This is a genomic window from Pseudoalteromonas shioyasakiensis (assembly GCF_022398475.1).
Lineage (GTDB): Bacteria > Pseudomonadota > Gammaproteobacteria > Enterobacterales > Alteromonadaceae > Pseudoalteromonas.
This window is the reverse complement of record NZ_JAKEVM010000019.1, coordinates 21192-45538: the sequence shown is the minus strand read 5'-3', so window position 1 is coordinate 45538 and position 24347 is coordinate 21192. Positions and strand designations below refer to the sequence as shown.

Annotated in this window: 23 protein-coding genes; 14 read left to right on the top strand and 9 right to left on the bottom strand. The window is 42.2% G+C overall.

Annotated elements, in window-relative coordinates:
* Positions 1–6: 6 nt before the first annotated feature.
* Complete coding sequence (locus L1D51_RS05895) at positions 7–1950, bottom strand: AsmA family protein (protein WP_239963191.1); 1944 nt, start codon at positions 1948–1950, stop codon at positions 7–9.
* A 230-nt stretch (positions 1951–2180) separates the two neighbouring features.
* On the opposite strand from L1D51_RS05895, the gene L1D51_RS05890 reads away from it, so the two are divergent.
* The 4 genes from L1D51_RS05890 to L1D51_RS05875 all read left to right on the top strand — a co-directional run bounded on the left by L1D51_RS05890 (position 2181) and on the right by L1D51_RS05875 (position 5093).
* Positions 2181–2600 (top strand): hypothetical protein, encoded by a 420-nt coding sequence (locus L1D51_RS05890; protein WP_055198628.1) that lies wholly within the window; start codon positions 2181–2183, stop codon positions 2598–2600.
* Positions 2601–2608: 8 nt separating this feature from the next.
* A complete protein-coding gene (locus tag L1D51_RS05885) occupies positions 2609–2809 on the top strand; it encodes a helix-turn-helix transcriptional regulator (protein WP_054562820.1) in 201 nt (66 codons plus the stop codon).
* 151 nt (positions 2810–2960) lie between these two features.
* The gene (locus tag L1D51_RS05880; protein WP_239963190.1) at positions 2961–4127 is read left to right on the top strand and encodes a hypothetical protein; all 1167 of its coding nucleotides are present in this window, start codon (positions 2961–2963) and stop codon (positions 4125–4127) included.
* A 288-nt stretch (positions 4128–4415) separates the two neighbouring features.
* Positions 4416–5093 carry a TorF family putative porin gene (locus L1D51_RS05875; protein WP_239963189.1) on the top strand — a complete coding sequence of 226 codons (678 nt, stop codon included), beginning with the start codon at positions 4416–4418 and terminating at the stop codon, positions 5091–5093.
* Positions 5094–5157: 64 nt separating this feature from the next.
* On the opposite strand, the gene L1D51_RS05870 is transcribed toward L1D51_RS05875, so the two are convergent.
* Complete coding sequence (locus L1D51_RS05870) at positions 5158–6051, bottom strand: aldo/keto reductase (RefSeq protein ID WP_054563032.1); 894 nt, start codon at positions 6049–6051, stop codon at positions 5158–5160.
* A gap of 170 nt (positions 6052–6221) precedes the next feature.
* Between L1D51_RS05870 and L1D51_RS05865 the strand changes: the two genes are divergently transcribed.
* The 4 genes from L1D51_RS05865 to L1D51_RS05850 are packed head-to-tail and all read left to right on the top strand — an operon-like array spanning position 6222 to position 10085.
* Complete coding sequence (locus L1D51_RS05865) at positions 6222–6932, top strand: YIP1 family protein (protein WP_054554396.1); 711 nt, start codon at positions 6222–6224, stop codon at positions 6930–6932.
* Between the two features lie 48 nt (positions 6933–6980).
* Positions 6981–8147: an efflux RND transporter periplasmic adaptor subunit gene (locus L1D51_RS05860; RefSeq protein WP_058586181.1), complete on the top strand. Its 1167-nt coding sequence runs from the start codon at positions 6981–6983 to the stop codon at positions 8145–8147.
* Positions 8147–8854, top strand: coding sequence for an ABC transporter ATP-binding protein (locus L1D51_RS05855; RefSeq protein WP_054562823.1), 708 nt, complete (start codon positions 8147–8149; stop codon positions 8852–8854). The genes L1D51_RS05860 and L1D51_RS05855 overlap by 1 nt, the downstream gene beginning before the upstream one ends.
* Positions 8847–10085 (top strand): ABC transporter permease, encoded by a 1239-nt coding sequence (locus tag L1D51_RS05850; protein ID WP_239963188.1) that lies wholly within the window; start codon positions 8847–8849, stop codon positions 10083–10085. Before L1D51_RS05855 ends, L1D51_RS05850 begins: the two co-directional genes overlap by 8 nt.
* On the opposite strand, the gene L1D51_RS05845 is transcribed toward L1D51_RS05850, so the two are convergent.
* Together L1D51_RS05845 and L1D51_RS05840 are read right to left on the bottom strand one after the other, a co-directional pair.
* Positions 10086–10409, bottom strand: a complete 324-nt coding sequence (locus L1D51_RS05845) for a Bor family protein (RefSeq protein ID WP_239963187.1) — start codon at positions 10407–10409, stop codon at positions 10086–10088.
* Entirely contained in the window at positions 10406–10720 is a 315-nt protein-coding gene (locus L1D51_RS05840) for a Bor family protein (RefSeq protein WP_054554401.1), read from the bottom strand. Before L1D51_RS05840 ends, L1D51_RS05845 begins: the two co-directional genes overlap by 4 nt.
* Before the next feature lie 175 nt (positions 10721–10895).
* Between L1D51_RS05840 and L1D51_RS05835 the strand changes: the two genes are divergently transcribed.
* From L1D51_RS05835 to L1D51_RS05820, 4 genes are all read left to right on the top strand, one after another.
* A complete protein-coding gene (locus L1D51_RS05835) occupies positions 10896–11750 on the top strand; it encodes an endonuclease/exonuclease/phosphatase family protein (RefSeq protein ID WP_239963186.1) in 855 nt (284 codons plus the stop codon).
* 8 nt (positions 11751–11758) lie between these two features.
* Positions 11759–12121, top strand: a complete 363-nt coding sequence (locus tag L1D51_RS05830) for a YfeK family protein (protein ID WP_239963185.1) — start codon at positions 11759–11761, stop codon at positions 12119–12121.
* Positions 12122–12150: 29 nt separating this feature from the next.
* A complete protein-coding gene (locus L1D51_RS05825) occupies positions 12151–12828 on the top strand; it encodes a nitroreductase family protein (RefSeq protein ID WP_239963184.1) in 678 nt (225 codons plus the stop codon).
* 96 nt (positions 12829–12924) lie between these two features.
* Complete coding sequence (locus L1D51_RS05820; protein ID WP_239963183.1) at positions 12925–14058, top strand: hypothetical protein; 1134 nt, start codon at positions 12925–12927, stop codon at positions 14056–14058.
* Between the two features lie 16 nt (positions 14059–14074).
* Here L1D51_RS05820 and L1D51_RS05815 read toward each other — a convergent pair whose 3' ends face one another.
* Genes L1D51_RS05815 through L1D51_RS05805 form a run of 3 tightly spaced genes read right to left on the bottom strand, consistent with a single transcriptional unit; the run spans position 14075 to position 18713 of the window.
* Positions 14075–15127 carry an efflux RND transporter periplasmic adaptor subunit gene (locus L1D51_RS05815; RefSeq protein WP_239963182.1) on the bottom strand — a complete coding sequence of 351 codons (1053 nt, stop codon included), beginning with the start codon at positions 15125–15127 and terminating at the stop codon, positions 14075–14077.
* Positions 15117–18404: an efflux RND transporter permease subunit gene (locus L1D51_RS05810; protein ID WP_239963181.1), complete on the bottom strand. Its 3288-nt coding sequence runs from the start codon at positions 18402–18404 to the stop codon at positions 15117–15119. The genes L1D51_RS05815 and L1D51_RS05810 overlap by 11 nt, the downstream gene beginning before the upstream one ends.
* A gap of 3 nt (positions 18405–18407) precedes the next feature.
* Positions 18408–18713, bottom strand: coding sequence for an ArsR/SmtB family transcription factor (locus tag L1D51_RS05805; RefSeq protein ID WP_054562831.1), 306 nt, complete (start codon positions 18711–18713; stop codon positions 18408–18410).
* 133 nt (positions 18714–18846) lie between these two features.
* On the opposite strand from L1D51_RS05805, the gene L1D51_RS05800 reads away from it, so the two are divergent.
* Both L1D51_RS05800 and L1D51_RS05795 read left to right on the top strand, forming a co-directional pair.
* A complete protein-coding gene (locus L1D51_RS05800) occupies positions 18847–19035 on the top strand; it encodes a YgaP family membrane protein (RefSeq protein WP_054562832.1) in 189 nt (62 codons plus the stop codon).
* A 1-nt stretch (position 19036) separates the two neighbouring features.
* Positions 19037–19381, top strand: a complete 345-nt coding sequence (locus L1D51_RS05795; RefSeq protein WP_054562833.1) for a rhodanese-like domain-containing protein — start codon at positions 19037–19039, stop codon at positions 19379–19381.
* Here L1D51_RS05795 and L1D51_RS05790 read toward each other — a convergent pair.
* Positions 19378–19920, bottom strand: a complete 543-nt coding sequence (locus L1D51_RS05790; protein ID WP_054562834.1) for a PH domain-containing protein — start codon at positions 19918–19920, stop codon at positions 19378–19380. The two genes, L1D51_RS05795 and L1D51_RS05790, sit on opposite strands and share 4 nt — an antisense overlap.
* Positions 19921–20019: 99 nt before the next feature.
* Positions 20020–24336 (bottom strand): alpha-1,6-glucosidase domain-containing protein, encoded by a 4317-nt coding sequence (locus L1D51_RS05785; RefSeq protein ID WP_239963180.1) that lies wholly within the window; start codon positions 24334–24336, stop codon positions 20020–20022.
* Between the last annotated feature and the right edge of the window lie 11 nt (positions 24337–24347).

The following is a 24347-nucleotide window of genomic DNA, read 5'->3' as shown; positions in this document are numbered from 1 at the left end:
TTTTTATTAATTACCAAATAGACCTTTTAATTTGTCTTTGATTTTATCTTTAGCTTTTTCTTTGACTTCTTCTTTCGCCGCATCACTGACATCTAAGCTATAACCAACATCATGGAATGGGCCTTTGATACGCAGTGGAATTTTAAAGCCTGTACTATCATCGGTCGTGCCTTGTCCTTCGATTGAATCAACAATCCCCGTTACCAAGCGATAGTCTACATTCGTCATAGGTAAATCAACTTTACCTGAGCCAGTAATACGAATAAGCGGGCTAAGTAGCGACAGATCTTTATTTTCACCAACACCGTTAGTGAATACAAAACTGCCCTGCAATGCCGAGAAGTCTGTTTGCTGTGAGTTATCAAAGCCTGTATCTAAACCTTCTGATACTGCGCTTAAGTTACCTTTGATAAGCTCTTTTGCTTTACGAACCATCTCTGCAATGTTGGCCCCTTTTACTGCACCATCGGCAAACTCAAAGCCTAACTTACCATTTAAAGCATTTATAAAGCTCTTTTGGCTTTGGCCTGTGGTCGTTAGATCCCAGTTTAGAGAACCTTTACCCATTAACTTATCGAAACCAGCCGCATCAGTCAGTAATGGCTGCGCATCAATTTTATCTAAAGAAAAGTTAGTACTAATTTTATAAGGTGTTTGCTTGGCGTTAACGGTTATCACACCTTTACCATTGCCCTCATAAGCAACAAACTTGTCTAGACTGATTTTAGCCACGGCATTTTTTAGGTTCACCGTTAACTGGTTTTCACCAAGGGTAATATCATTGGCTTTTAAGCCACTTGAACGCACGACTACATTTGCATCAAGTGCATTTAAGCCGCTCATATCAATTGCAGTATCATCCCAAACAATTGGTTGTGCTGGCGCATCTGCTGCAGGCTCTGCTTGCTCTTCTTTAGCTACGCCCTCTGGTAGGTAAGGGTTTAGATCAAGCATACCTAAATCAATATCGGCATTCACAGCTAAACGATCACCAAGCTTAATATCGCTTTTACCTTTAATTTGCAGCTCATCTAGGGTGGCAAGTAGCTCTGTAAGCTTAAACTGCTGCCCTTTTAGATGCATTGACCCTTTTACATTAAAGGCATTAAACGCAGTTTCTTTTGCATTAAGTTCAACACCTTGCCAGCTCGCAATATTTTTCACTGAGTCACCACTGACAGAAAGAAGCCCTTGCACGTCATTACCCATTTCTGCAATTGCACCTTTAAAATTCAAATCGACTAAACGTGAATCAACCTCAGTGCTTACATTAAAGGTTTCGCCTTCAATCGCTTTAACAGGTGTATCTAGCGTGACATCTAAATCAAAGCGCTCACCCATATAGGTAATACCGCCTTTTAACTCTAAGGTCTTACGAAGAGAAGGTAATAGGATTGCTAATTCTAAATCGCTTATCTGTTGCTTTGCCCCGGTTTTACCATCTAGATAAGTGAAAGTACCACCGTAGATTGCTACTTCACCAAGTTCGATGTCAAAGTTATCTGGTAAGTTAACAGCGCCAGAACTCTTTTGCTGCTCTGTCTGTGGTTGCTCAGCAACCGCATCAAATAATTGCCAGTTTGCTTTACCATTTTTATCGGTTTCTAACAAAATTGTTGGTTCGTTAATAACGAATTTATCAAGTTTAAACTCACCGCCAAATAACGACATCCACGGGATACGGATAGCAAGTTGCTGCATGCTTGCCATATCTTTTTGTGAGCCTGTTTGCATATTGGCAAAGTGCACATCATTCAATTCGAGTTTTAATGATGGAAATACCGACAGCTTTTTATCGCCATTAATAGTCAGACTACGACCTGTGGTTTGTTCTACTTGCTCCGATACTTTATTAAATATCGCGTCTGTAGGTATTAGGAATGGTGCTGCGACTACCAATGTAATCAGTAATACGAAGATGACACCAACGATTTTCAGTAAGGTTTTCATAATCATCCTTAAAAATGGGCAAACAATGTTCTTATCATAGCGGGAGTTAGGCGCAATTGCATTGCCCAACACATAAAAAGGTTTGTGAACAAGCTTAGGTACAAGAATATGAATCAGCGCTGAAACCATTTGATACCTATAGGTTACAAAAAAATCTTGACCGCATGATACCTTAGGGTTACATTGATACCTGTAGGTTACATTTGAGTTTAAAATAAAAGGAAACGATTATGTCTAAGCAAGATATCAAAACAGAAGAAAAGTTTATGAGTCATAACGCATGGTTTTCAATATTCATGGGAGTCACGTTATTAATTATTAGTGTTTACCCAATGCTCAAGCAAACATCAGCACCGTTACTGTTTATTGGCGGTACCGCATTTTTAGGATCTTTCTTTATGTTTGTAATTAGAGGGGGATTTACATGGAAACTTGGTTATCGCCTTACGTATAAGGATGAATTTTTAAATACGATTGATACCATCGCTTATAAACATGTAGTGCTTGGATTGCTTTTTAGCATGGGGGCTATTTTTTTATTGTCTGATGAACTTGCTTTAAATGTATCTCATAGCATGATGGCCACATTTTACCTTGCTTTGATGTGTTTGATATATGGCGTATCAATTCTTTGGCAAAGTAGAGACTAGGTATAAAAGTGCAAAATAATATCGCTAAATTTCGTAAAGATAAGGGGTTATCGCAGCAAGAACTTGCTGATGCCATTGCAGTATCACGTAAAACCATCAGCACAGTTGAAACCGGCCGCTTTATACCCTCGGTGATTATCGCGTTAAAAATTGCTACTCACTTTGAACTCAGTGTTGAGCAATTATTTACACTCGATGACAATGATTAATAAACCACATCAGCCGCAATCTTACTTATAAATTATCAGTAAGATTGCATCATTCCATTACTTCGGTATGATGCACGACCCTGTTGTTTTTGCACCCTGTGTACTAAAATTAAACAACCCAATTTGGTCAAAACTGGAGTATCGATTAAGCATGAAGAAACTGCTTATTTCACCGTCAAAAATGGCGCTTGGCGAGCAAGAAAGTCAAATTTATCAAAATATCCTCAAGCAAGCCTCTGATATCAGCTTAAACCTTATGGCAGTTAAAGTAGAAAACCACCCTGAAGACTTTTTAGGTTGGTGCTATGAGCTATTAAGTGCAAGCCGTGATCGCATTAACTACGATCTGTTAGAAGATAAGCAATTACCCACTCTTAAAAAACTTCATGACTTATTAATTTCTGCAATCAGTTTTTTGCAGTTAAAAACATTAAGGGTTGCGCCATGGCCTGTTATTGCAGGCTTCGTCGAGCAGCATAAAGAGCTTGTAGCCCTTGATGAGCAACTACGCTTAGCTAATTACATTGCCGCAATTAAATCGCAATCCCTAAAAGAGATGATCCCAGAAGACCGTTTAGCGTTTTCAGGTAAACACAGTGCCTCGCTTGATCCAAGCAGCTATAACTTCGACGTTGAATGGTTTGCTTCTACTAAGAACGCAAAAGGTTTCCACCAAATGTTGAGTGATTTGCCAGGTGCATTCGATGAGGCGCTTGTACACATTCCACTTGAGGGTGAAGTAACGCAAGAACATTATCAGCATTTTATGGTTGCTTACTTCATGGCATTTAATGGCAGCGATGAAAAGCCAACGCTTGCTCCTGCTACTCGCTTGCTTGCGATGCGCCGACCTGACGTGTTTACACCAATCGTAAATAGTAAACTTGATGCCCTTTGTGCGGCATTAGGCATTACTAAGCTTAATAACCGTGATTTTGAGCGCTACTGGCAAGATGTTGTCGAAGCAATACATAGCATGCCTTGGTTCAAAATGGCCAGTGCAGCAAATGAGCTTGAACAATCTCTGGTTGAAATCAAAGCCCTATTGCCTAGCTTCTTTTATTATGCAGATAAAAGTACCGCTGATAACTCTAACTATATTAAGTTGTTAAACAAACCTAAGAGTACCACAAGCTCAGCAGGTAAAAAGACCGTACGCCGTGGCAAAGAATCAGCAGAGATACTGGTGGACCGAGCATTAGCAAGTGATGATATCCCTGAACATATCAAAGCTAAGCGCGATTCAATCATCAGTGAAGTTGAAAAAGGCCGCAGTGTTGAAGAAACCATTACTCTAATACGTGCAATTTTCGGCTAAGTTACTCTCAAATAAGCAAAACCCGGTTGCTTCGCAATTGTGCAACCGGGTTATTTTTTGCACCACACATGTGCGCATGAACAATTCAAATAACCATCCTTTTCACAACTAAACAAGTTTAAAAGCCTGTTTTTAAAGCCTTTAAGCATAAAATATCCCGTTCGAAATTAACTTGGCACAACCAGTGCAACATCGTATCCAGACAACACATAGAAAATGTCCTCAAATAATAACCAGACTGCAATCTGAAAATGGGACAAAATCAACATAACAACAGGATACAGAAACATGCTAAAACTAAAAAAAACGGTCGCAGCAAGCGCCCTTGCGCTATTAACTTTGAGCTCAACATATAGCTATGCAGAAGTTACAGCAAACGCTGCGGCAACTTCGAACTACTTATGGCGTGGTCAAGAGCAAGGCGGTGGTGATGCTGCAATCCAAGGTGGTATCGACTACGCAAGTGAATCTGGCTTTTATGCGGGTACTTGGGTATCGAATGCTAGCTGGGCTGACGACATGACTTACGAGCTAGACCTTTATGCTGGTTTTGGCGGTGAAATCAATGAAACCTTTAGCTACGATGTTGGCTACATTTATTATGCATACCCAGATGCAGCGTCTTACACAGATGCAGACTTCTCAGAAATCTACGGTAGCATTAGCATGGGTAGCTTCACCTTTGGTGCAGCAGTCCTAGCAACATCAGCAGCAAGCGGTGACGGTACAGATTTTGGTGACTCTCTATATTTAAATGCTGACTACAGTTTCCCAGTTGGCAGTACCGGTACAGAAATGGCCCTTCACTTAGGTCATTACTCAGGGGATTTCATTGGTGATGATGACATCATCGACTACGGTGTTTCAGTGTCGAAAGACGGCTTTACTTTCGGTCTTTCAGACAACGACATTGATGGTTCAGATGTAAAAGTGTACGTCGCTTACGCGGTTGACTTCACTTTATAAAGAATGTGTTACTTGCTGCAACACGAAGGGCCGTTAAGGCCCTTTTCTCGTTTTGGGCTATTCGTTAAGGCACACTATGACCGGTTGAGCCTTGCCAAATGCGATACCATTGTTCACGGTTCATAGTAAGCTGCTTAGCTTCAACAGCTGATTTAACACGCTCAATATTACCCGTACCAAGTACCACAGACGGTGCACTTGGGTGCATTAACAGCCAAGCATAAACAACTTGATCAATGGCTGTGGCGCCAATTTCAGCACCAACTTGCTCCAACACTGCACGTAAACGCACCGCTTTTTCATCATCACTTGAGAATATACGACCCCCAGCTAATGGTGACCAAAGCATAGGTTTGATATCGAGCAATTGGCATTGGTCTAAGCTACCATCATCAAGGGCTTTCATTTCGTAAGGTGAAAACTCAATTTGATTAGTCACAAGCTCAAAATCTAAACGCGACTGCAATAAGCTAAGTTGCGATGGGGTAAAATTAGATACACCAAAATCAATCACGTCACCATTTGCTTTTAAGGTATTAAATGCTTGTGCCATTTCATCGGCGTTCATTAAGTAATCAGGGCGATGGATAAGTAATACATCTAAACGATCAGTGTTAAAGTTTTTAAGTGACTGCTGTGCTGAGGCAATTATATGCGCGGCACTTGAATCATAATGGTTTGCTTTGCCTTGTAATCCTAGGCTGGCAAACGCAGGCTTAATACCACATTTAGTGATTATTTTGATTTCATCACGAATACTTGGTTTTAGTTTAAGTGCTTTACCAAATTCGGCTTCACAACCGTATTCACCATAGATGTCAGCATGATCGGTATGTGACACACCCATCTCAATTGCATTTTCTAAAAAACTTAAGCATTGCTGTGGCGTTATCTGCCAATCTAACAAGCGCCAGAATCCTAATACCAACTCATCAATACAACGACCATTGCTATTCACCATAACGACCTACTATTCCTAATAAATTCGACTCAAATTAATCCTTTAACCATATCACAGATTTACTAATCACAGCTGTTAACATACAGTTACAAAACAAATTGCTAATTTGTTACTAAACAGGATATTTTAGTACCTAAAAACAAATGTTATAAAACAAGGAATAAAAAATGAAATCATCAAATGTCATGACCGCATTGGTTGATATTTTTATCAGCCCGAGCAAAGCCTTTAATGGTTTAAAGGAAGCAAAAGGTTGGTCTTTTGTTGCCTTTATTTTACTTGCCGGCATCCTCGCTGCCAGCATGTTTGCTTTTTACAATAAAGCTGACCCGCAGTTTTTAATCGATCAACAAGTGGCAGCCGCCAGTGTTGATGCCACCATTGCAGAACAAAAAATGATTCGCCAAAGCATGGAGCAAACCATAGATATGCAAGTATGGTTTGCTATGTTTGGTGGCATCATTGGTTTGGCTGTTATTAATGCTCTAATGGCAGGCTACTACCTATTTGTATCTAAGCAAGATCCAGAAGCTAACTACGGTTATGGTGCGTGGTATGGCTTTGGTGTGTGGACCATGATGCCAATGATTATCTCAAGTCTTGGTTTACTCATCTTAGTATTAACTGCGAGTACCGACCAAATCTCACAGACGTTATTTAACTATGCTTCGATTAACCAACTTTTAATTGGTTTAGAAATTGGCCACCCATTCTACACCTTACTTGAAAGTCTCAATATCTTTTCTATTTGGGGTATTTTCATCGCAGCTATCGGTTTAAAGAGCTGGACTAATTTCACTTTCAATAAAGCGCTACTGTTTGCAGCTCTACCAAGTATTGTTATTTACGGTATTTGGACTGTAATCGCTCTCGTTTAATTCTGCTTTGAGCGGCAATATGCCGCTCTTAAATACCAAGGAAGTAACATGAAAAAAGCCATTATTATTGGCCTCGCTGTTACGGCATTTGTCGCTTTACTTATTTCAAAACAAGTCACAGGCAATAAAGATGCACCAGAAATGCATATTGCAGAAGTTGAACAAGGCAATATTGCCGATTCAATTTTAGCCTCTGGCAACCTAGTGTTTAATACCCAAGTGCAACTGCGCTCAGAAGTGACAGGCCGTGTAGCGAAAGTGTTTGTTGAAGAAGGCGAAAGTGTCACTGAGGGCGATATTTTAATGCGCCTAGATACGACCGCGTTTGAATCTGAAGTTGCACGCAACAAGGCCGTGCTTCGCGCGACCGAAATCGATATTAAGCATAGCGAAACCCGATTGAAAAATATCGAGCGTCAACTAAGCCGCCAGAAAGAGCTTTATGAAGTTGGCCTTGCAGGCCAAGAAGTATATGAAAACCTACAAAATGCCCGCGATCTAGCAAAAATAGATATTGAAGCAAAACGTGAAGCTTACAACCAAGCCCAAGCATCGTTATTGATTGCTGAAGACCGTTTAAATAAAAGCGTGTTTCGCGCTCCAATGAGTGGCCTACTTGCTTCGGTAAATATTAAAGAAGGTGAAACTGTTATTGCGGGAACAACTAACATTATTGGCTCAGACTTGATGCTAGTAGCTGATCCAAGCGCAATATTAGCCGAGCTTCGAGTGGATGAGACCGATATTGCCGGTATCAAATTAGACCAACATGCAGATATCTATGCCGCCGCTTACCCAAATCAACCTTTCACTGGCAAAGTAATAAACATTGGCACATCAGCAAAAAATCAAGCCGGTTCTCAGGGCTTATCATTTAAAGTCAAAGTACTGCTTGATGCCACTGACCGCCAGCTTTATGCCGGAATGAGCTGCCGCGCAGAAATCGCCACAAGCATTGCCGAAAATGGCTTAAAACTGCCTATTGAAGCTATTCAAAAAGAGGATGATAGCTACTTTGTCTGGAAGCTTAATGCAGATAATACAGTAACTAAAACAGCTGTTACGGTAGGTATTTCTTCAGATATCGAACAAGCACTAACCAGCGGTGTTGCAAAAGGAGATCGTATTGTTATCGGCCCAGCTAGACCACTTAGCTCACTAAAAGAGGGTGATACGGTAGCCGTTAAAAACAGCCCTGAAAAAGGTGCTAACTAATGTCTGCGGTGATCAAACTCAGTAATATCAATAAACAATACAAAATGGGCGAACAAGTTTTCAAAGCCCTTGATGATATTAATATTGAAATTGCACAAAATGAGTATGTTGCCATTATTGGCCCTTCAGGCTCAGGTAAATCAACCCTGATGAACTTGCTTGGCTGCTTAGATACTCCCACCAGTGGTGACTACTATTTAAAAGATAAGCTAGTAAAGCGCATGACCGAAACGGAGCTTGCTCATCAGCGTAATGAAAGTGTTGGCTTTATTTTTCAAAGCTTTAACTTATTACCACGAGCATCCGCCCTTGAAAATGTTATGCAGCCCTTAGTGTATCGATTTATTTCTGCCAAAGAGCGAAAGCAACAAGCGCTCGAATCATTACAACGGGTTGGTCTTGGCGATAAGGTAAATCACCTTTCGAGCCAGCTTTCTGGTGGCCAACGTCAACGTGTCGCTATAGCTCGCGCACTGGTTACTAAGCCCCACATTCTACTTGGTGATGAGCCTACCGGTAACTTAGATAGTAAAACCACCACTGAAATCATGGCGCTGTTTGATGAGCTTCATAACGAAGGGCACACCATCATTTTGGTTACTCATGAACAAGATATTGCTGATCACTGCCAACGTGTTATTCGCTTAGTTGATGGCAAGGTTGTTAGTGATACCCGAAAAGGCGAAGGAACAAGACAACATGTTTAAATCTGCTATCGCTGTAATGGAAGGTACAAAAGCCGCACTGATGGCAATTAAAGCCAATGCGATGCGCAGTGCCCTTACCTGCTTAGGCATTATTATTGGTGTTGCAGCGGTTGTGACCGTGGTGGCAGTGATGCAAGGGTTTACCAAGCAAATTAATGATCAGCTTGCTGATATGTCTCCCGATGTCACCAATATAAAACCTTACACTAGCGTAGAAAAAGAAATGGTAGGTCAACAAGCAAAGTTAACCTACAGCGACTTTTTAACTCTAAAAGCCCGAGTGAAAGAAGCCGAAACCTTTACTGCGCTAATGTTTACTTGGCGCTTTTCTGGTGCAGCAGAGTATGGCAATAAAAGTCATGCTTCACGGGTAATGGGCACCGAGCAAGACTACCAAAAAGCTTATCGCACCTACCCAGAACTCGGGCGGTTTATTCGCGCAGAAGATGATGAAAAACGCCGTCGTGTGGCGTTTATTGGCCCTTCAATTATCGAAAAGCTTAACCTGCCTGAAAACCCTGTAGGTGAATATATCAAACTCGGTGGTGAGTGGTTTCGCATTATTGGTGTTGCTGAAAAACAAGGTAGTTTATTAGGTTTTGACCAAGACGATTACATTAATATTCCAATAAGTACCATGAGTGCGCTAGAAGGCGGCAGTGTTGATACCAATGTACAAATGATGTTTCGTTTAAAAGAAGATGCTAACGAAGCGCAAGTATTGGCTAAAATTCGCCGTATTTTACGTCAATTACATAAACTGAAAGACGGCGAAGATGACGACTTTGAATTTGAAACCGCCGAAAAAGCCCGTGCTAATATCGATAAATTTACCGGAAGTGCTACCGCAATTACCGCGGGGATAGTGGGTATCAGCCTGGTAGTTGGTGGTATTGGAGTGATGAATATCATGCTGGTTTCGGTAACAGAACGTACGCGTGTGATCGGCACCTTGAAAGCATTAGGTGCAACACCTGGCTTTATTATGCTGCAATTTTTAGTTGAAGCGGTGGTGCTATCACTGTTTGGTGGTTTAATTGGTTTAGCGATTGGTTATGGTGCTGCGGCACTGATTTCGTTATCAGTGCCGAGCATGCCAGATGCCTACATACCGGGTTGGGCGATTATGCTGTCATTTGGCTTTACTTCATTGATTGGTATTGTGTTTGGCTTAGCGCCCGCTATTAAAGCGGCACGCTTAAACCCAATTGATGCGCTGCGTTATGAATAACTAGTCTGGCTTATAAGGTACTTGAGCGCAGCTTATTTCAACTGTTTTCGGGTACAAAATAGGCCCAACTTGGTTTACTGCAACTTCAGCTAAGCCATTGGTGAACGACTTATAAGTGTGAACGGTTTGCCATTCGGAATCAGGACACTCCTCAGATAAGTCGACAGGCTTTGAACCTTCGTAAAGCGCTGCGGCAAAGTTATGATGCCATTGCTCTGTTGCAGGCGCTTTATTGGCTTGTGCAGCACTGCCATTATCAAAGTAGATATTTGTGCAACCACTTAAGGTTGCTACTAACACAGTTGTTACTAGTAGGCTTTTCATAGTTGTTGCTCCTGTGCTTGTTGCTCACACCATACTTTTACTGTGTGAGGAGCATAAATTCCGAGTGTAACGAGTCCTAATGCGCCATCAGCGAATGTTTGTTGCGATTGCATTTGGGCAACTTTTTTATCTTGGCAAATAGCCTTTACATCAACGCGCTCTTCACCAACAAGGCCCCACAAAAAGAATGGGCGGCTATCTTGGTAATCAGCTTTAGTGGCTAATTTATTGGTTGTTTTTTCTGGCACTATGGTGACTGATGAACACGCTGTCACCGATAAGGCAAGCAGCATACAGGCCATTTGTTTCATGAGTAGTTCCTTTGTCTGAGTTGTTAAGCTCAGTAAGTATAAGAACATGAGTACACATTTTGGGTAAGAAAGCGTATAAAAATTGTAGGAAATACTACAGTTTCTAACATTTAGCCTTTGAACTAAACTGAGGCTATCGACGACTAACTCTCAAGGAAAGTAACTAAAGGTCATTATGACGGCATATCTGCGTATATTTTTATTACTTGTGTGTTTAAGTGTGCTGTCTTGGTATAGCTTTTCAAGCGATCCTAGCTCTGATGAGCAACAAGGTATAACCAAAACCGCTGTGAACCTTGCTAATTGCCAACAGCAATTAGCGCAAAGCCGCATGCAAACTTACGCTGAACATTATATTTTGCCCTATCAGTTCAAGTTATTGAGTTGGAATATCTACAAAGCACAAATAGATGGCTTACTCACAGATTTACAAAAGCTAAATGCCGATGCTGATATTGTGTTACTACAAGAAGCTATCGAAGAACCTTCGCTTACAAAGCTCAAACCCTATTGGCGCTTTGCTAAAGGGTATAAGAGCGGCAGCGTGCAATCAGGAGTTATGACACTCAGCCGCTGGCCAGCTACTGTACATTGTACACTCACCCATAAAGAGCCTTGGCTACGTAGCCCAAAAGCCACCAATATTGTGGAGTATGCGCTGCCTGATCAACAGTTATTACTCAGTATTAACCTACATGCCATTAACTTTACGATTGGCGTTAGTGACTTTAAGCAACAGCTCGACGATGCCGCCGCTATTATGCGAACGCACAAAGGCCCTATTGTATTTGCCGGTGATCTCAATACCTGGAGTGATGAACGCCAAGCCTTATTACAGCAAACATTGACCCAGCTAGGTTTGCACGAAGCTATTTATTTAGATGATAAGCGCACCAAAGCATTTGGATTAGCACTTGACCAAGTATGGGTGCGTGGTGTCAAAATAGAAACTACCGTTGTACCTGAGCTTGCAAGCTCAGATCATAACCCAATAATTGCAACCTTGACGATAGAGCATCAAACGCTATGAGATTATGTATGAGAGGATATTGGTTAATCACATTAATGTTATTGAGCATCAGCCAACTCAGTGATGCAGCAACCCCAGAACAAGAGATAAAACACCTCATTGATTTTGTTGCTAAAAGCGATGCCGTATTTATTCGCAACGGTACAGAGCACTCAAGCCAAGATGCTTCCGAACACCTTGCTATGAAGTATCGAAAAGCAACCCGCTATGCAAAAACTGCCGAAAAGTTTATCGAGAATCTGGCGAGTAAAAGCTCATGGAGCGGTAAGCCCTATAAAGTAAGACTCAGCAATGGGTCGTTACTCAATGCAAAAGATTGGTTGAGCAATGAATTAAAAGAGTACCGCCGAAACCAACATATTCATAATTAAAATCATCAACACACAAGAAGCGAAAAGCCATGCAAGAACACAAAAATCAGCCACTCAATGACTTTATTGAGTACCCTCATGACGAGATGCTAAAACGCGCCGAAGAGTTTTTAGCCGTGAGTCAGCGTCGCCACAGTATTCGTAGCTTTAGCGACCGCCCAGTGCCAAAAGAAATAATCGAAACCTGTATTAGAGCGGCTGGCACTGCACCGAGCGGTGCCAATCATCAACCTTGGCACTTTGTAGCAATACACAGCAGCGATGTGAAAAAACAAATTCGAGAAGCCGCTGAAAAACTAGAGCGCTCATTTTATGAAGGTCGCGCGGGTGAAGAATGGTTAGATGCCTTAAAACCACTTGGCACCGATGCCAGTAAGCCCTACCTTGAGCATGCACCTTGGCTAATTGCCGTGTTTAGTCAAAAGAAAGGCGGTATTTCTGCCGATGACAAAAATACCAATTACTATGTTCATGAATCTGTTGGCCTAGCAACCGGCTTTTTAATTCAAGCACTACACAGAGCTGGCCTTGCCACCCTCACGCATACACCAAAACCAATGAGCTTTTTAACCGAAATTTGTGGCCGTGATAAAGATAATGAGCGCCCTTACATGCTGCTAATTGCAGGCTACCCAGGGATAGATGCAACCATACCTGAGCATGCCTTAGTGAAAAAGTCGCTAGACGAAATTGCGACCTTTATTTGATTGATATGTAACTAAAAAAACATAATGTATAAATGTTGGGAACTAAATGTTAACAACGTTATACAACCAAGTATTAAATCAAAGCAAGGAGCTACGATGAAACGAATCTATTTTTATTCTTTATTTTTTACACTGGCAAGCACTTCTGTATGTGCTATAGAAAAAGATATTACTCTGCATTTGTGTGAAAGCTGTAGTTATAGCGAAGCAAAGTACTATGCAAATCAAGAATCACCACATATGCGTTGTGAGTCATCTAACCCCAATCAAGAAATGACTTTTGGAAATGAAGCTTGTTATGCCGACGAAAAAAAAGTAATAATTGCTGATACAAAAAGCGATAACCATTTTGTTTTTTTAATTGGTTATCACAACCAAGGCTTACCAGCTTTTAATCTGGAAAAATATATTCATAACGCCTCACCAACAAGTAATGACTTATCAGTTATAAACAAGGTCAAAATAACAGATAAAAATTTTTCCACTTTTATAGAAGAAGCTAAAGCGCAAATTAAACAACAACCAGTACGAAGCTCATCCGGCAACATGAATAGCTTTATGTCAATCAACGAAGCTAATTCTGAAACATGCCCTTCATACATAAAAAGCGCAGTTAATGCAGCATATGGAGGAAGAACAGCTTCAGATTTACAAACAAAGCTAAATGAAAAAGCTTACAACGATTTTAATAAGCCAGAATCTTTTTTCTTAACCGATGAAATGGATTCACTTGGTTTTTCACTATTTGCTGCGGGATTTTCTTATCAAGGTAGCTGGAAAAAAGTATCGCGCACATTCAATTCTACAGTTGATTTATCTAACAACTCTGATATCCCTGCAAGCACAGATTATAAAGTGGTATTTAATATAAAATGGATAAAAGAATTTAGAGGGTTAGATGTCGAATTAAATCCATTGTTTACTAAATTCGAAGGGTATACGCTCTCTCAACTAAGTAAACCGGGCGTGAAAAGCATTTCTACTTGCCTTGAAGAGGCACTAGATCAACACCTATCTCACTCACCTAAAACACCTATAGATAGCGGCGGTAGTGGCGGCGGTAGTGGCGGCGGTAGTGGCGGCGGTATCGGCGACGGTAGTGGCGGTAGTGGCGGCGGTAGTACACCAATTTTTGGTGGAGGCTCTGGCGGCTGGGAGAATCAGTATTGTGAAAAACATTATTATGACACCCAAGGCAAAAAGATAGCTTCCGTGAAAGTCCCATGCTAAATCAAAACTTAGAAAATTAATATTCAACAGCCAGCACATCACCTGGGTTTAAACCTGAAACGATGTGCTGCTTGCCATCGAGCATTTCGCCAAGGCGAACGAAGCGGCGCACTATCTGATTATTTTCAAGTAAATAGACCATACTCAATTGGCCATATTGGTGCACCCAGCTTGACTCAATCAACACCCCTTTTTCAGTGGCGAGCGGTAATAGTAATTGCGCATAAAGCCCAGGCATTAACCCAGTTTGCGCATCTGTTTCTAAACGGATTTCCATACTACGCGCAGCACTATCAGCAACAGGCACAATTTCTGTCACTGTGGCAGGCATTGACGTAGATAAAGCAGGTAGTTTAACCGTTAGAGTTTGACCAACATTCAACTTAATTGCTTGTTGTTCTCTGACATTAAATGCTAATTGCAATTGTTGTGGGTTATACAGTGCGAGTAATGGCGTGCCAGGCGTTGCGGTATCGCCAGGCTCTGCAAAACGCTCAACCACAACACCTGAAATCGGCGCTTTAATTTGCGTAAAACTCAGTGCAACTTGCGCTTGTGTTTGCTGCTGCTTAGCAATCGCTAGGTTCGCAGTTAAGTTATCGAACCTTGCTTTTGCATCGTCGTATTCGCTAACAGATACTAAGCCTTGCTTGTATAAGTCGTTAATACGCTTTAGTTGTTTCTCCGCTTGAGTCAGCGAGGCATTAATTGCATTTATTTGTGCTTCGCTTTGAGCAAGCCCAGCTTTAAAGTCATCTTGCTGCAAGGTAATTAGCACGTCACCTTGTTTTACAGTATCGCCAGCGCGTACATTTAAACGCTCAACTTGTGCCATTACACGAGAAGAGATTTGCGTATTTTGTTTTGCAATCACGGTGCCCGGTACAACTTCATCACGAGCAATATTTGCCAGTGTCACTGTCACTAACTGGCCAGTGTAATCATTTGCCGATGGGTTTTTCATGCCTGCAGCTTGCTTATCAGAAAAACTGCCCGCCATGTAAAGTACCGCCACAATAATCACAGATAACGCGATGATTGAACCAATAAGTTTTGATTTACCCTGCATGAGCTTGTTCCTCTTTGGCTGCATCCTTTGCAAACACTAAATAATAAACCAGCGGCACAACAAATAGTGAGAACAATGTTGATGCCACAATACCAAAAATAATTGCGATAGCTAGACCGCTAAATACCGGATCTAGGGTGATCACCAAGTTACCTAATAAGGTGGTTCCCGCAGTCAGTAACACAGGGCGCATACGCACGGTGCCTGCGGCAATTAAAGCCTGTTTAATTGCCATACCTTGGCCGCGAGCTTGATTAATAAACTCAACTAAAATAAGTGAGTTACGAACCACAATACCGGCAAGTGCAATCATGCCTATCATGGCTGTTGCGGTGAATAGTACCGGCTCTGGAGCACCAGCAATGCTGCGCTCTCCAAATTGATTCAAAAGCCAAAAGCCCGGCATGATCCCTATTACGGTTAATGGAATAGCCGACATGATGATCAGTGACAAACTGGCAGAGTTTGTTTGAATGCGTAGGATGATAAAAATTGCTGTTAGCGCAAACGCAAAGGCAATCCCCATATCTCTGAATACATCGATGGTAATTCGCCATTCACCTTCACCACTAAAGGTCACGTCAGTGCCAGCAGGTAATTGCCAAGCTTGGCCACCACCATTGTTGAAAAAGTGCCTACTTTGCCAATCTGTTTGGCTAAATTCGTCAGCGCTGATGCCTGAGTCAGCATTAACGTCAGCAATAATTTCAGCGGGTGTACGACCATTTAGCTCAGCCATAACATATACAACATTACGCTGATCTTTACGCATAATTGGCTTGGCAACCTCTTGATGCTGAAATTCACCTAACTCAGATAGCGCCACCAGCGGCCGCGGTGCACTTTGCAGCCCAAATTCGTCACTGGTTTTTGCAAGCTCCCTATCGCCACGAACTTGTAATGCCAGCAATTGAGCAAATTGGTTACGGTCTTGATATGGCAGTTGTAGTTTAATATCAACAGAGTCTGTTTCGCCGCTAACATATAACACCCCAACATTTTGCCCATGCGAGGCAATGGCTAAGGTCTGGGCAATATCTTGCGTAGACACCGCCGACAATGACGCTTTACTTTTATCAGTAACAAAACGTTGTAACGGCGCATTGGCAGCAATACTGGTATCAACCTCAACCACATGCTGCTCTTGCTTTAATCTTGCTGCAACGGCAAGTGCTGCTTGATAGTGAGTCTCTGTATCAACAAATGGCTCACTGTAAACTTCGGCCACTAAGGTACTTAAAACCGGCGGACCCGGTGGCACTTCAACCACTTTAATTACAATGCCATCGGTTGCCAGTGGCGCTAATGCGGCACGCAAGCGCATGACCACGCCATGAGGTTGATGATCACGCTCAGTTTTATCGAGCAGTAATACTCTGAGTTCAGCTAAATTAGCAGCTTCACGTCGATAGTAACCACGCACCATACCATTAAAGTCCATGCTTGATGGCTGACCAACATAGGCTGCCGCCTCACTTACTTCATTTAATTGCCAAGTGATGGTTTGTACTTGTCTAGTGAAAGCGGCGGTTTGCTCAAGGCTCGTGCCTTCTGGCATATCAATTAAAACTTGCAACTCGTTTTTATTATCAAAAGGTAATAGCTTTAGAGGCACTGCACGCATTACGGGTAACATGGCACTGGCGACAAACAAAGCTAATGTGGTCCATAAAACGAGTTTGGCGCGGCCTTTAGACTCAAGTAATGGCGATAACATGCGCTCGTATAAGCTATGGGGATTAGCTTCTAGTTGCATGCTGTCATCGACTGGCGCTTTTAGTAATTTCATGGCCAACCATGGCGTGACAAAAAATGCCACTATAGTCGAAACCATCACACTAACCGGTACATTAAATGCCATCGGTGCCATATACGGCCCCATCATGCCGGTGATAAATGCAAGTGGGATAAATGCCACCATAATGGTCAATGTAGACATAAACAGCGCCACACGAATTTCGCTCATGGCATCAACTATGCGTTGTTTTTTATCGCCTTTTTTTGTTAAAAAGCGACTTATGTTGTCTATCCCAGTAATGGGATCATCAACCAATAGACCTAAAGAAAGTATTAATGCAAACAGCGTGACTCGGTTAATCGTATAGCCAAAGGCAAAATCAAGTGTCAGGGTGATGCCGTAGCAAATAGGTACCGCTAGCCCCACAACAATCGCTGGTCGCCAACCTAAAAATACGCCAACAAAAATAACCACGGTAAATACCGCAAACACTAAGCTCGAGGTAAGGTTATTTACTTTTTCGTTCGCTGTTTGGCCATAGTCACGCAGTACGGTGTAGCCCACTTCATCTGGTAGTAGATTAGCCGATAAACTGTCCATCATGCTGTGCACTTCGTTGGCTACAGCTACCGCATTGGTACCTGCTTGCTTAGCGACACTAATGGTCACTAAAGGAAGTTGTTGTTGGTTATCTGAATGAGCCAACCATTGATAACTTTGTGCTTCGCTTGGACCATCACTCACCTGGGCCACATCGCTTAGATAAACACTCTTACCGTTTACCACGTTGACAACAAGACGTTCAATCGCAGATTGAGAGCGTAAAACATCACCCACTTGTAAGGCAATTTGCTGCTTACCCTCAACAACACTGCCCACATTCACTAATTGGTTAGATACGCTAAGCGCATAATACACATCGGTTAGGGTTGTTTGATGTGCAGCAAGAGCACTTGCATCAAGGTTAATCGTTAATTGACGAGTTCTACCTGCAATCACTTTCACTTCGCTGGTATTTTCGATGCGCTGTAAACTGTTAGCGATTTCATTAGCAAAGCGGGTAAGTTGATAATCATCGTAAAGTTTTGGATCTTTACTAAATAAGCCCAGCATCACAATGGGTACATCGTTCACTTCAACCGGACGTATTTGCCATGAGCTGATCACTGACGCCATCGTGTGTTGATAGCTATAGAGTTTAGCGTAAGTGTCGAGGATGGCTTGCTCACGATCGTGACCGACTTCAAAGCGAAGAGTAACAACAGTAGCATTACTTTGTGTAGTCGAGTAAATATGCTCGACGCCCGTTAACTGCGCCAATAACTTTTCCAATGGTTCAGTTACCAGCCTTGCTACTTCTGGCGCTTCAACGTTTGGCGCTGCCACATATATATCAAGCATCGGAACCACAATTTGCGGCTCTTCTTCACGGGGTGTTTGCTTTAATGCCATTAAACCAAGCAGCACCGACATAATAAAAATAATGACAGGGAGGCGACCGCTCAAGCTGTTTTTTACTGCATTATCGATAGCATTCATTGCTTAATTACCTTTGCAAAATAAGCCATGTAGGGTCGCTAAAATTGATACCACATTTTCATCCACCACGCGGTAATAAATAGTTTGGCTTTCGCGTCGAGTAGCAACAATCTGAGCTTTTCTCAGCGCCGCTAAGTGTTGCGATAATGCAGACTGCGCCAACGGCACAGCTTCGTTTAATTCGCTCACGCTCATTTCACCATCTTGCAGCGAACATAAGATCATCAAACGATTTTTATTCGCCAATATCTTTAGCATTTGCTCTGCTTGTTCCACATTGTCGGCCATAGCCGCAAAATCGATGTTCATAATCACACTACTCTATATTCTTAAAATACCGCTAAAGTATAGATTGATATATTAGAAAAGTCTAATATTAGAATTTACTAATGTAGCGTTATCTAATATATTAAATACATCACTCTGTTATCGAGGTCTTATTATGAAACTAAATGACGCGCTTCGCCTAATTGCTGGTGTAATGATCTGTATTTCATTGTTGCTACAACAGTTTCACAGTCCGCTGTGGATTTGGTTTACGGTATTTATTGCTCTAAACTTAATTCAATCGGCATTCACTAAGTGGTGCCCAATGATCACCATTTTACGCAAACTTGGCATGGAGGATTAGTATGCTGACCCCAATTCCTGACTTAATGAAAATTATTGCCCCAAACCAGCGCCGCATTAGCGCTGACCAAGCAAAACAAGAATTAAGCGAAAACCACGGTTTATTAATAGACGTACGAGAACCTGCTGAGCACGCAACTAAAGCAGCAACAGGTGCAATTAATATCCCGCGTGGTGTACTTGAAATGAAATTAATGGAAATTGAAAAAGATCCTGCAAGACCCATTTACTTACACTGTGCAAGTAGTGCCCGCGCCACACTAAGTGCCGAAGCACTGACTCGTGTTGGCTACGAAAATGTCACTGTAATCACCTGTAATGCAGAGCAAATCTGTCAGGTTTTTTAACGCTTTTCATCTAATAGCGTAACTAACATTTGTTCAATGTTTTTTACGCTATAAGTAAGTGAGCGCAGCAGTTCTAACTGAGTATCTTCAGGTTGATGTTCAACCTTAGCACTGCTGCTTTGAGTCATTTCATCTTTTTGTTTCAAGATTGCTTCGCGAAACTTCTCAGCATCAACCACTCCGAGCAATGATACCAATGCACCTTGTCCTGATTGACCTGCCGTTTCAAAACTCAGTCGATAAAGGCCAAATTGACGCATTAAAGGACCTTGGCTAAGTGCCACATCGGTTATTTTTTCAAGTGGGATCGATTTTTCTTCTTTAAAGAAGACACCGCGTTTTACCACTAACTTACGCGTTAACAACGTGGCTGACATCGCCGCTAAAATACGCCCTGCCACCAGCCAGATTATTAACGCAACTATGGGAATGAAAGGGATCCCTACCATACTAATCACACAGGTAAAAATACCCAGTAATAACCAATATTGTTTTACTTTTGGATCAAAGCTAGCACTCGTTAAACTGGTTTCTGTCATCATAGGCTCCTTGATAGAGAGTTATGACAATATACAAACTTTTCATTAAATACAAAAAAAGCCGAGCAAAAGCCCGGCTTAAGGGTACTGCAGGGAAAGCTATTCCACTGCTTCAACCGTCACTGTTAGTTTACTCAGATCAGGTCCTTGCACTGTAAAACGATAATCGCCAGCAGCTGCAATACTCAAGGTGATATCACCCCCAACGGCTTCTAATAAGGTCGCTTCACCAATAATAGCGATGGGTGAATCACCACTACCGCCATAATTTATGGTGTTCCAGTCACTTGAAGCGACTTTGAATCCATATTCTCCCACTTCAAGTGCCAGTGTCGTACTATATAAAGCATCGCCAGTATAAATTAACGGATCCACTGGATCCCAATTATTCATGCTGCCTCGCAAATAGACTTGAGTGTCACCAAACATTTCTGCATTAAATACGGTCATGAGTGGCTCTTCAAGGTTACTAGCATCAAACACAAACTGATATTGACCATCGCTGGCAATATCAATGGTCATGTTTGAACCTTTTACTGCGAGTAATTTTTCTGTACCTACAGTTACTGCTGCGCTACTTTCACCTGAGCCATAATCGACGGTATTCCAATCACTTGAAGCAAACTTAAAGCTATAACTACCTGTAGTTAATTGTTTAGTGAAAGTATAAACACCTTTGCCTTGGTACATTAATTCATCACTGGTATCCCAACTATTGAAGTCACCGCGCACATAAATTGGCGTGCCAACAAATGGCTCTTCGTTGTAGACGTTAAGCACTGGGTTATCGGTGTCTGTGGCATCGAATGAGAACACATAAACAGCATCCATTGCCGCCGTAAAGGTCATATTGGCACCACTGCGTGTCAATGGCTCATCTTCACCTTCGATCACCTCAGCAACATCGGCAGAAAGCGCACCAAAATCAACAGTAGACCAATCTTCAGAAGCCACTTTAAATTCATAGCTACCTGCTGTTAGAGGAATCGCAATTTTGTACTCGCCATTACCCACATATTCAAAGCTATTTGCCGTACCCCAGTCATTTAACGAGCCACGAACATAAACTGTTGTGCTACCAAATGGCACAATATCTGGCGCACCCACAGTCGCATCGGCACTTAAGCCTTCACCTTGTGCATCACCTTGTGGTTTCACAAACACAGCTACAGTATAAGGCGGAACATTAAAGGTACCTTCGCCTTCACCAGCCATAAAACTTGCTGCTGACATACTTGAGTCAACACTCGCTTTTAAAACAGGGTGAAGCTCAAAACCCGCAGCCGTTGATACTGTATGCGATAAGCTTTGCTCCGTACCGTTCATCACCACGACAATGGCATCGTATTGGCTATCTAGGTCAGTCAAACCAATACCATCATCGATACTCATCACGACTAAGCCTTGCTGTTGACGCTTACCAATATTGTGGAAGCCAACGCGGTCTAAAATGTCTTGCTCTGTGGTTAAACTAAATAGTGGGCTGGCACTACGAATTGCTAAGAATTCAGTAAATACATTACTTGCGTACTCAATATCGCTTGCCATCGCTTGTGCGTTAGGATTTGCTGAAATAGGTGCAATTTCGCCCCACTTCGCTTGGTTATCTTGCGCAGGAGGTAGGCCTACATTCCAGTTATTGGTATCCATACTGAAATCAACAAAGTTGAACCAATCACCAGAATCATAGCTGTTACGATCCATTGATTTAGAACGCAGCATATCAGCACCCATTTGCATAAATGGAATACCTTGGCTCATCAGCGGCATAGCTAAAGCCATATTGTGAACACGCACACGCTCTTCAATACTTAAGTTAGTACCATGCTTATATTGCAGCTGATCCCATAGTGTTTCGTTATCATGCTTAGAGACATAGTTAATGCTATCAGCTGGGTCAAGGGCATAAGCTGCTGGCTGACCACCCCAACTAAAGCTGCTGCCTTTTGCTGAATTACCTTTGAAGTCTTTAAGAATGTAGTTTTGTAAGTTACCTGCCAGTGATAAACGCAACGTATCTTGCTCAGATAAATTGCCATCTGTGGCATTATTGCTAAAGAATGCACCACCACGAATTGCTTCACGAATACGGTCATTAAAGGTACCTACTTCTGTGCCAGCCATATCCATTTGTTTAGCTTGCACAAATAAACGGTTATCTGCGACTTCATCAAAGTTCCATCCTTCACCGTAGAAGTAGGTATCAGGATCAACTGCTTGCACTGCGCTAAGCGCTGCCATAATTGAGGCTTTTGGCATATGCCCCATCACATCAAAGCGGAAGCTATCGTAACCAAAGTCGCGGGCTAATATCACCATAGAGTCAGTAACGAACTTATCCATCATGACATGTTCAGTAGCGGTATTTTCACAGCAGGTTGAACGCTCGATATCACCAGAGGTTTCGTTGTATCTGTGGTAATAACCCGGAACGAGTTTATCGAACACTGATTTATCCCAAACACCTGATGAGGTCGTGTGGTTGTAAACAACATCAAGCACGACACGTAAACCTATTTCTTGTAAAGACTGGATCATCGCACGCGTCTCTTTGACTCGTGCAATACCTTCAGGCGATGAAGCGTAAGAGCCTTCAGGTGCAATAAAATGATGCGGATCATAACCCCAGTTAAAGCTATCAACACCACGCATTGCATTAGCAAGTGCTTGAGCATCATCAGAACCAGGTAGGTATGACGCCATTAAATCAACTATTAATGCACTCTTATCTTCGGTTTTACATGCATCGGCATCATCGTCAATGCGGCTACATAAATCACCTAAGGTTGCAGTAATATCAACACGCTGACTGGCATCTTCATCAATGGTGCCAATATCTGTCAGTGGTAGTAAATGAAAATGAGTTAAGCCATTATCTGCCAGCTTTTTGAGGTGTTGCATTGGTGCGCTATCAAGCTCAGTAAACGCAAGATACTTACCACGGTTTGCTTCACTAACGGTTTCATCCCGTACACTAAAATCACGCACATGACCTTCGTAAATAACCGCTTGCTCTGGGTAATCAACCGTTGGCACCATACGCTCATCCCAGCCAGTTGGTTTAGTATCTTCATCATCAAGGTTGATCAGTTGGCTATATAGACCATTGGTTGAAACGTTTAATGAATAAGGATCTGTGCTCCATAAGCTTTCAATTTGCTTAGTCGCAGGATGATAAACATCAAATATAAAGCGGTAGTAATGGCGATCATGACTTATATCGACATTGCTAGACCAAATACCCGTTGTGCTATCAAAGGTCATAGCAAGTTGTTCAAGCTCTGTTTTATTAGCATCATACAGCGCTAATTTCATATTGCTTGCAGTCGGCGCCCATACCGACACATCAATGCCATTATTGGCGTAATGCACACCTAGTTGTGCTTCATTAGCATCACTTTCGCCACTAGTGTATAAGTCATCGAGGGCTTTAGCGGCTTGCACATAAGTGGCTTCTGTTAGCTTGCCATCAGCATCATAGCCTGCCACAACCAGTTGTTGTTTAATAAGCTCTTTTGCAGCGGCTGCATCCCAGTTACCTTGGTATGCATTCCATCCAGCAAGGTGCGGCACTTTAGCGATTTGTTCATCGCTTAAAGATGTCGATGTAAGCTCAACCACTTGACCATTTAACTCACCGGTATCTTCATCGACAGCTAAATCAGCACTGTTTGATGAGTGTAATTTAATAATGCTTGTCAGCTCATTACTTGGCTGGTAAATCACAGTAGACAAATCAATCCAATGCGCTGAAGCACCAGAAATACTCACCGGGCGCTCACCTAAGCTAACTATTGGATATTCAAATACTGATGGTTCACCATGAATAGTAAAGTTCATTCGTTGGAACTTTTCATCGTCCTGCATCAATGGCATTTTTAAATCAACATCACCAAACGCTTTGCCAGACCCTTCGGTACCAATATGCACGATGAAGTTAGCACACTCGTTGTAACCTTCTTTTAGTTTTACAATCCAGTACGCGCCATAGTTAGGATCAATACCATCGTATTCATGCCCATTGGCCCAATCAGTGGCATCAAACGGCGCTGCGTACGCATCACAGTCATCGTTATTCCATGAGTGTAATCGATAACCTTCGTAGGCATCATCACTGGTGCGGTTATAGAATAAGATGGCTTCGTCATCTGCAGGGAAAACCACAGGATCAGGCAAAGTGGGATCAGCGCCTACCACGCAGCTTTCATTATTCTCATCGGGTACCGTTGGTGCCGGACAACTAATCGGTGGTGGATCAACACACTCAGTCCCCGCTTCATTGGGAACTTGCGGGACACTACAGGTCAATAAAACTTGCCCAGAATCTATATCGTTACTAGCGCCACCACCACATGCAGTTAGCAATACCATGCTACATGCAATCAGTAAGCGGCTAAAATTAGCTATTATTTTCATATTATTATCTC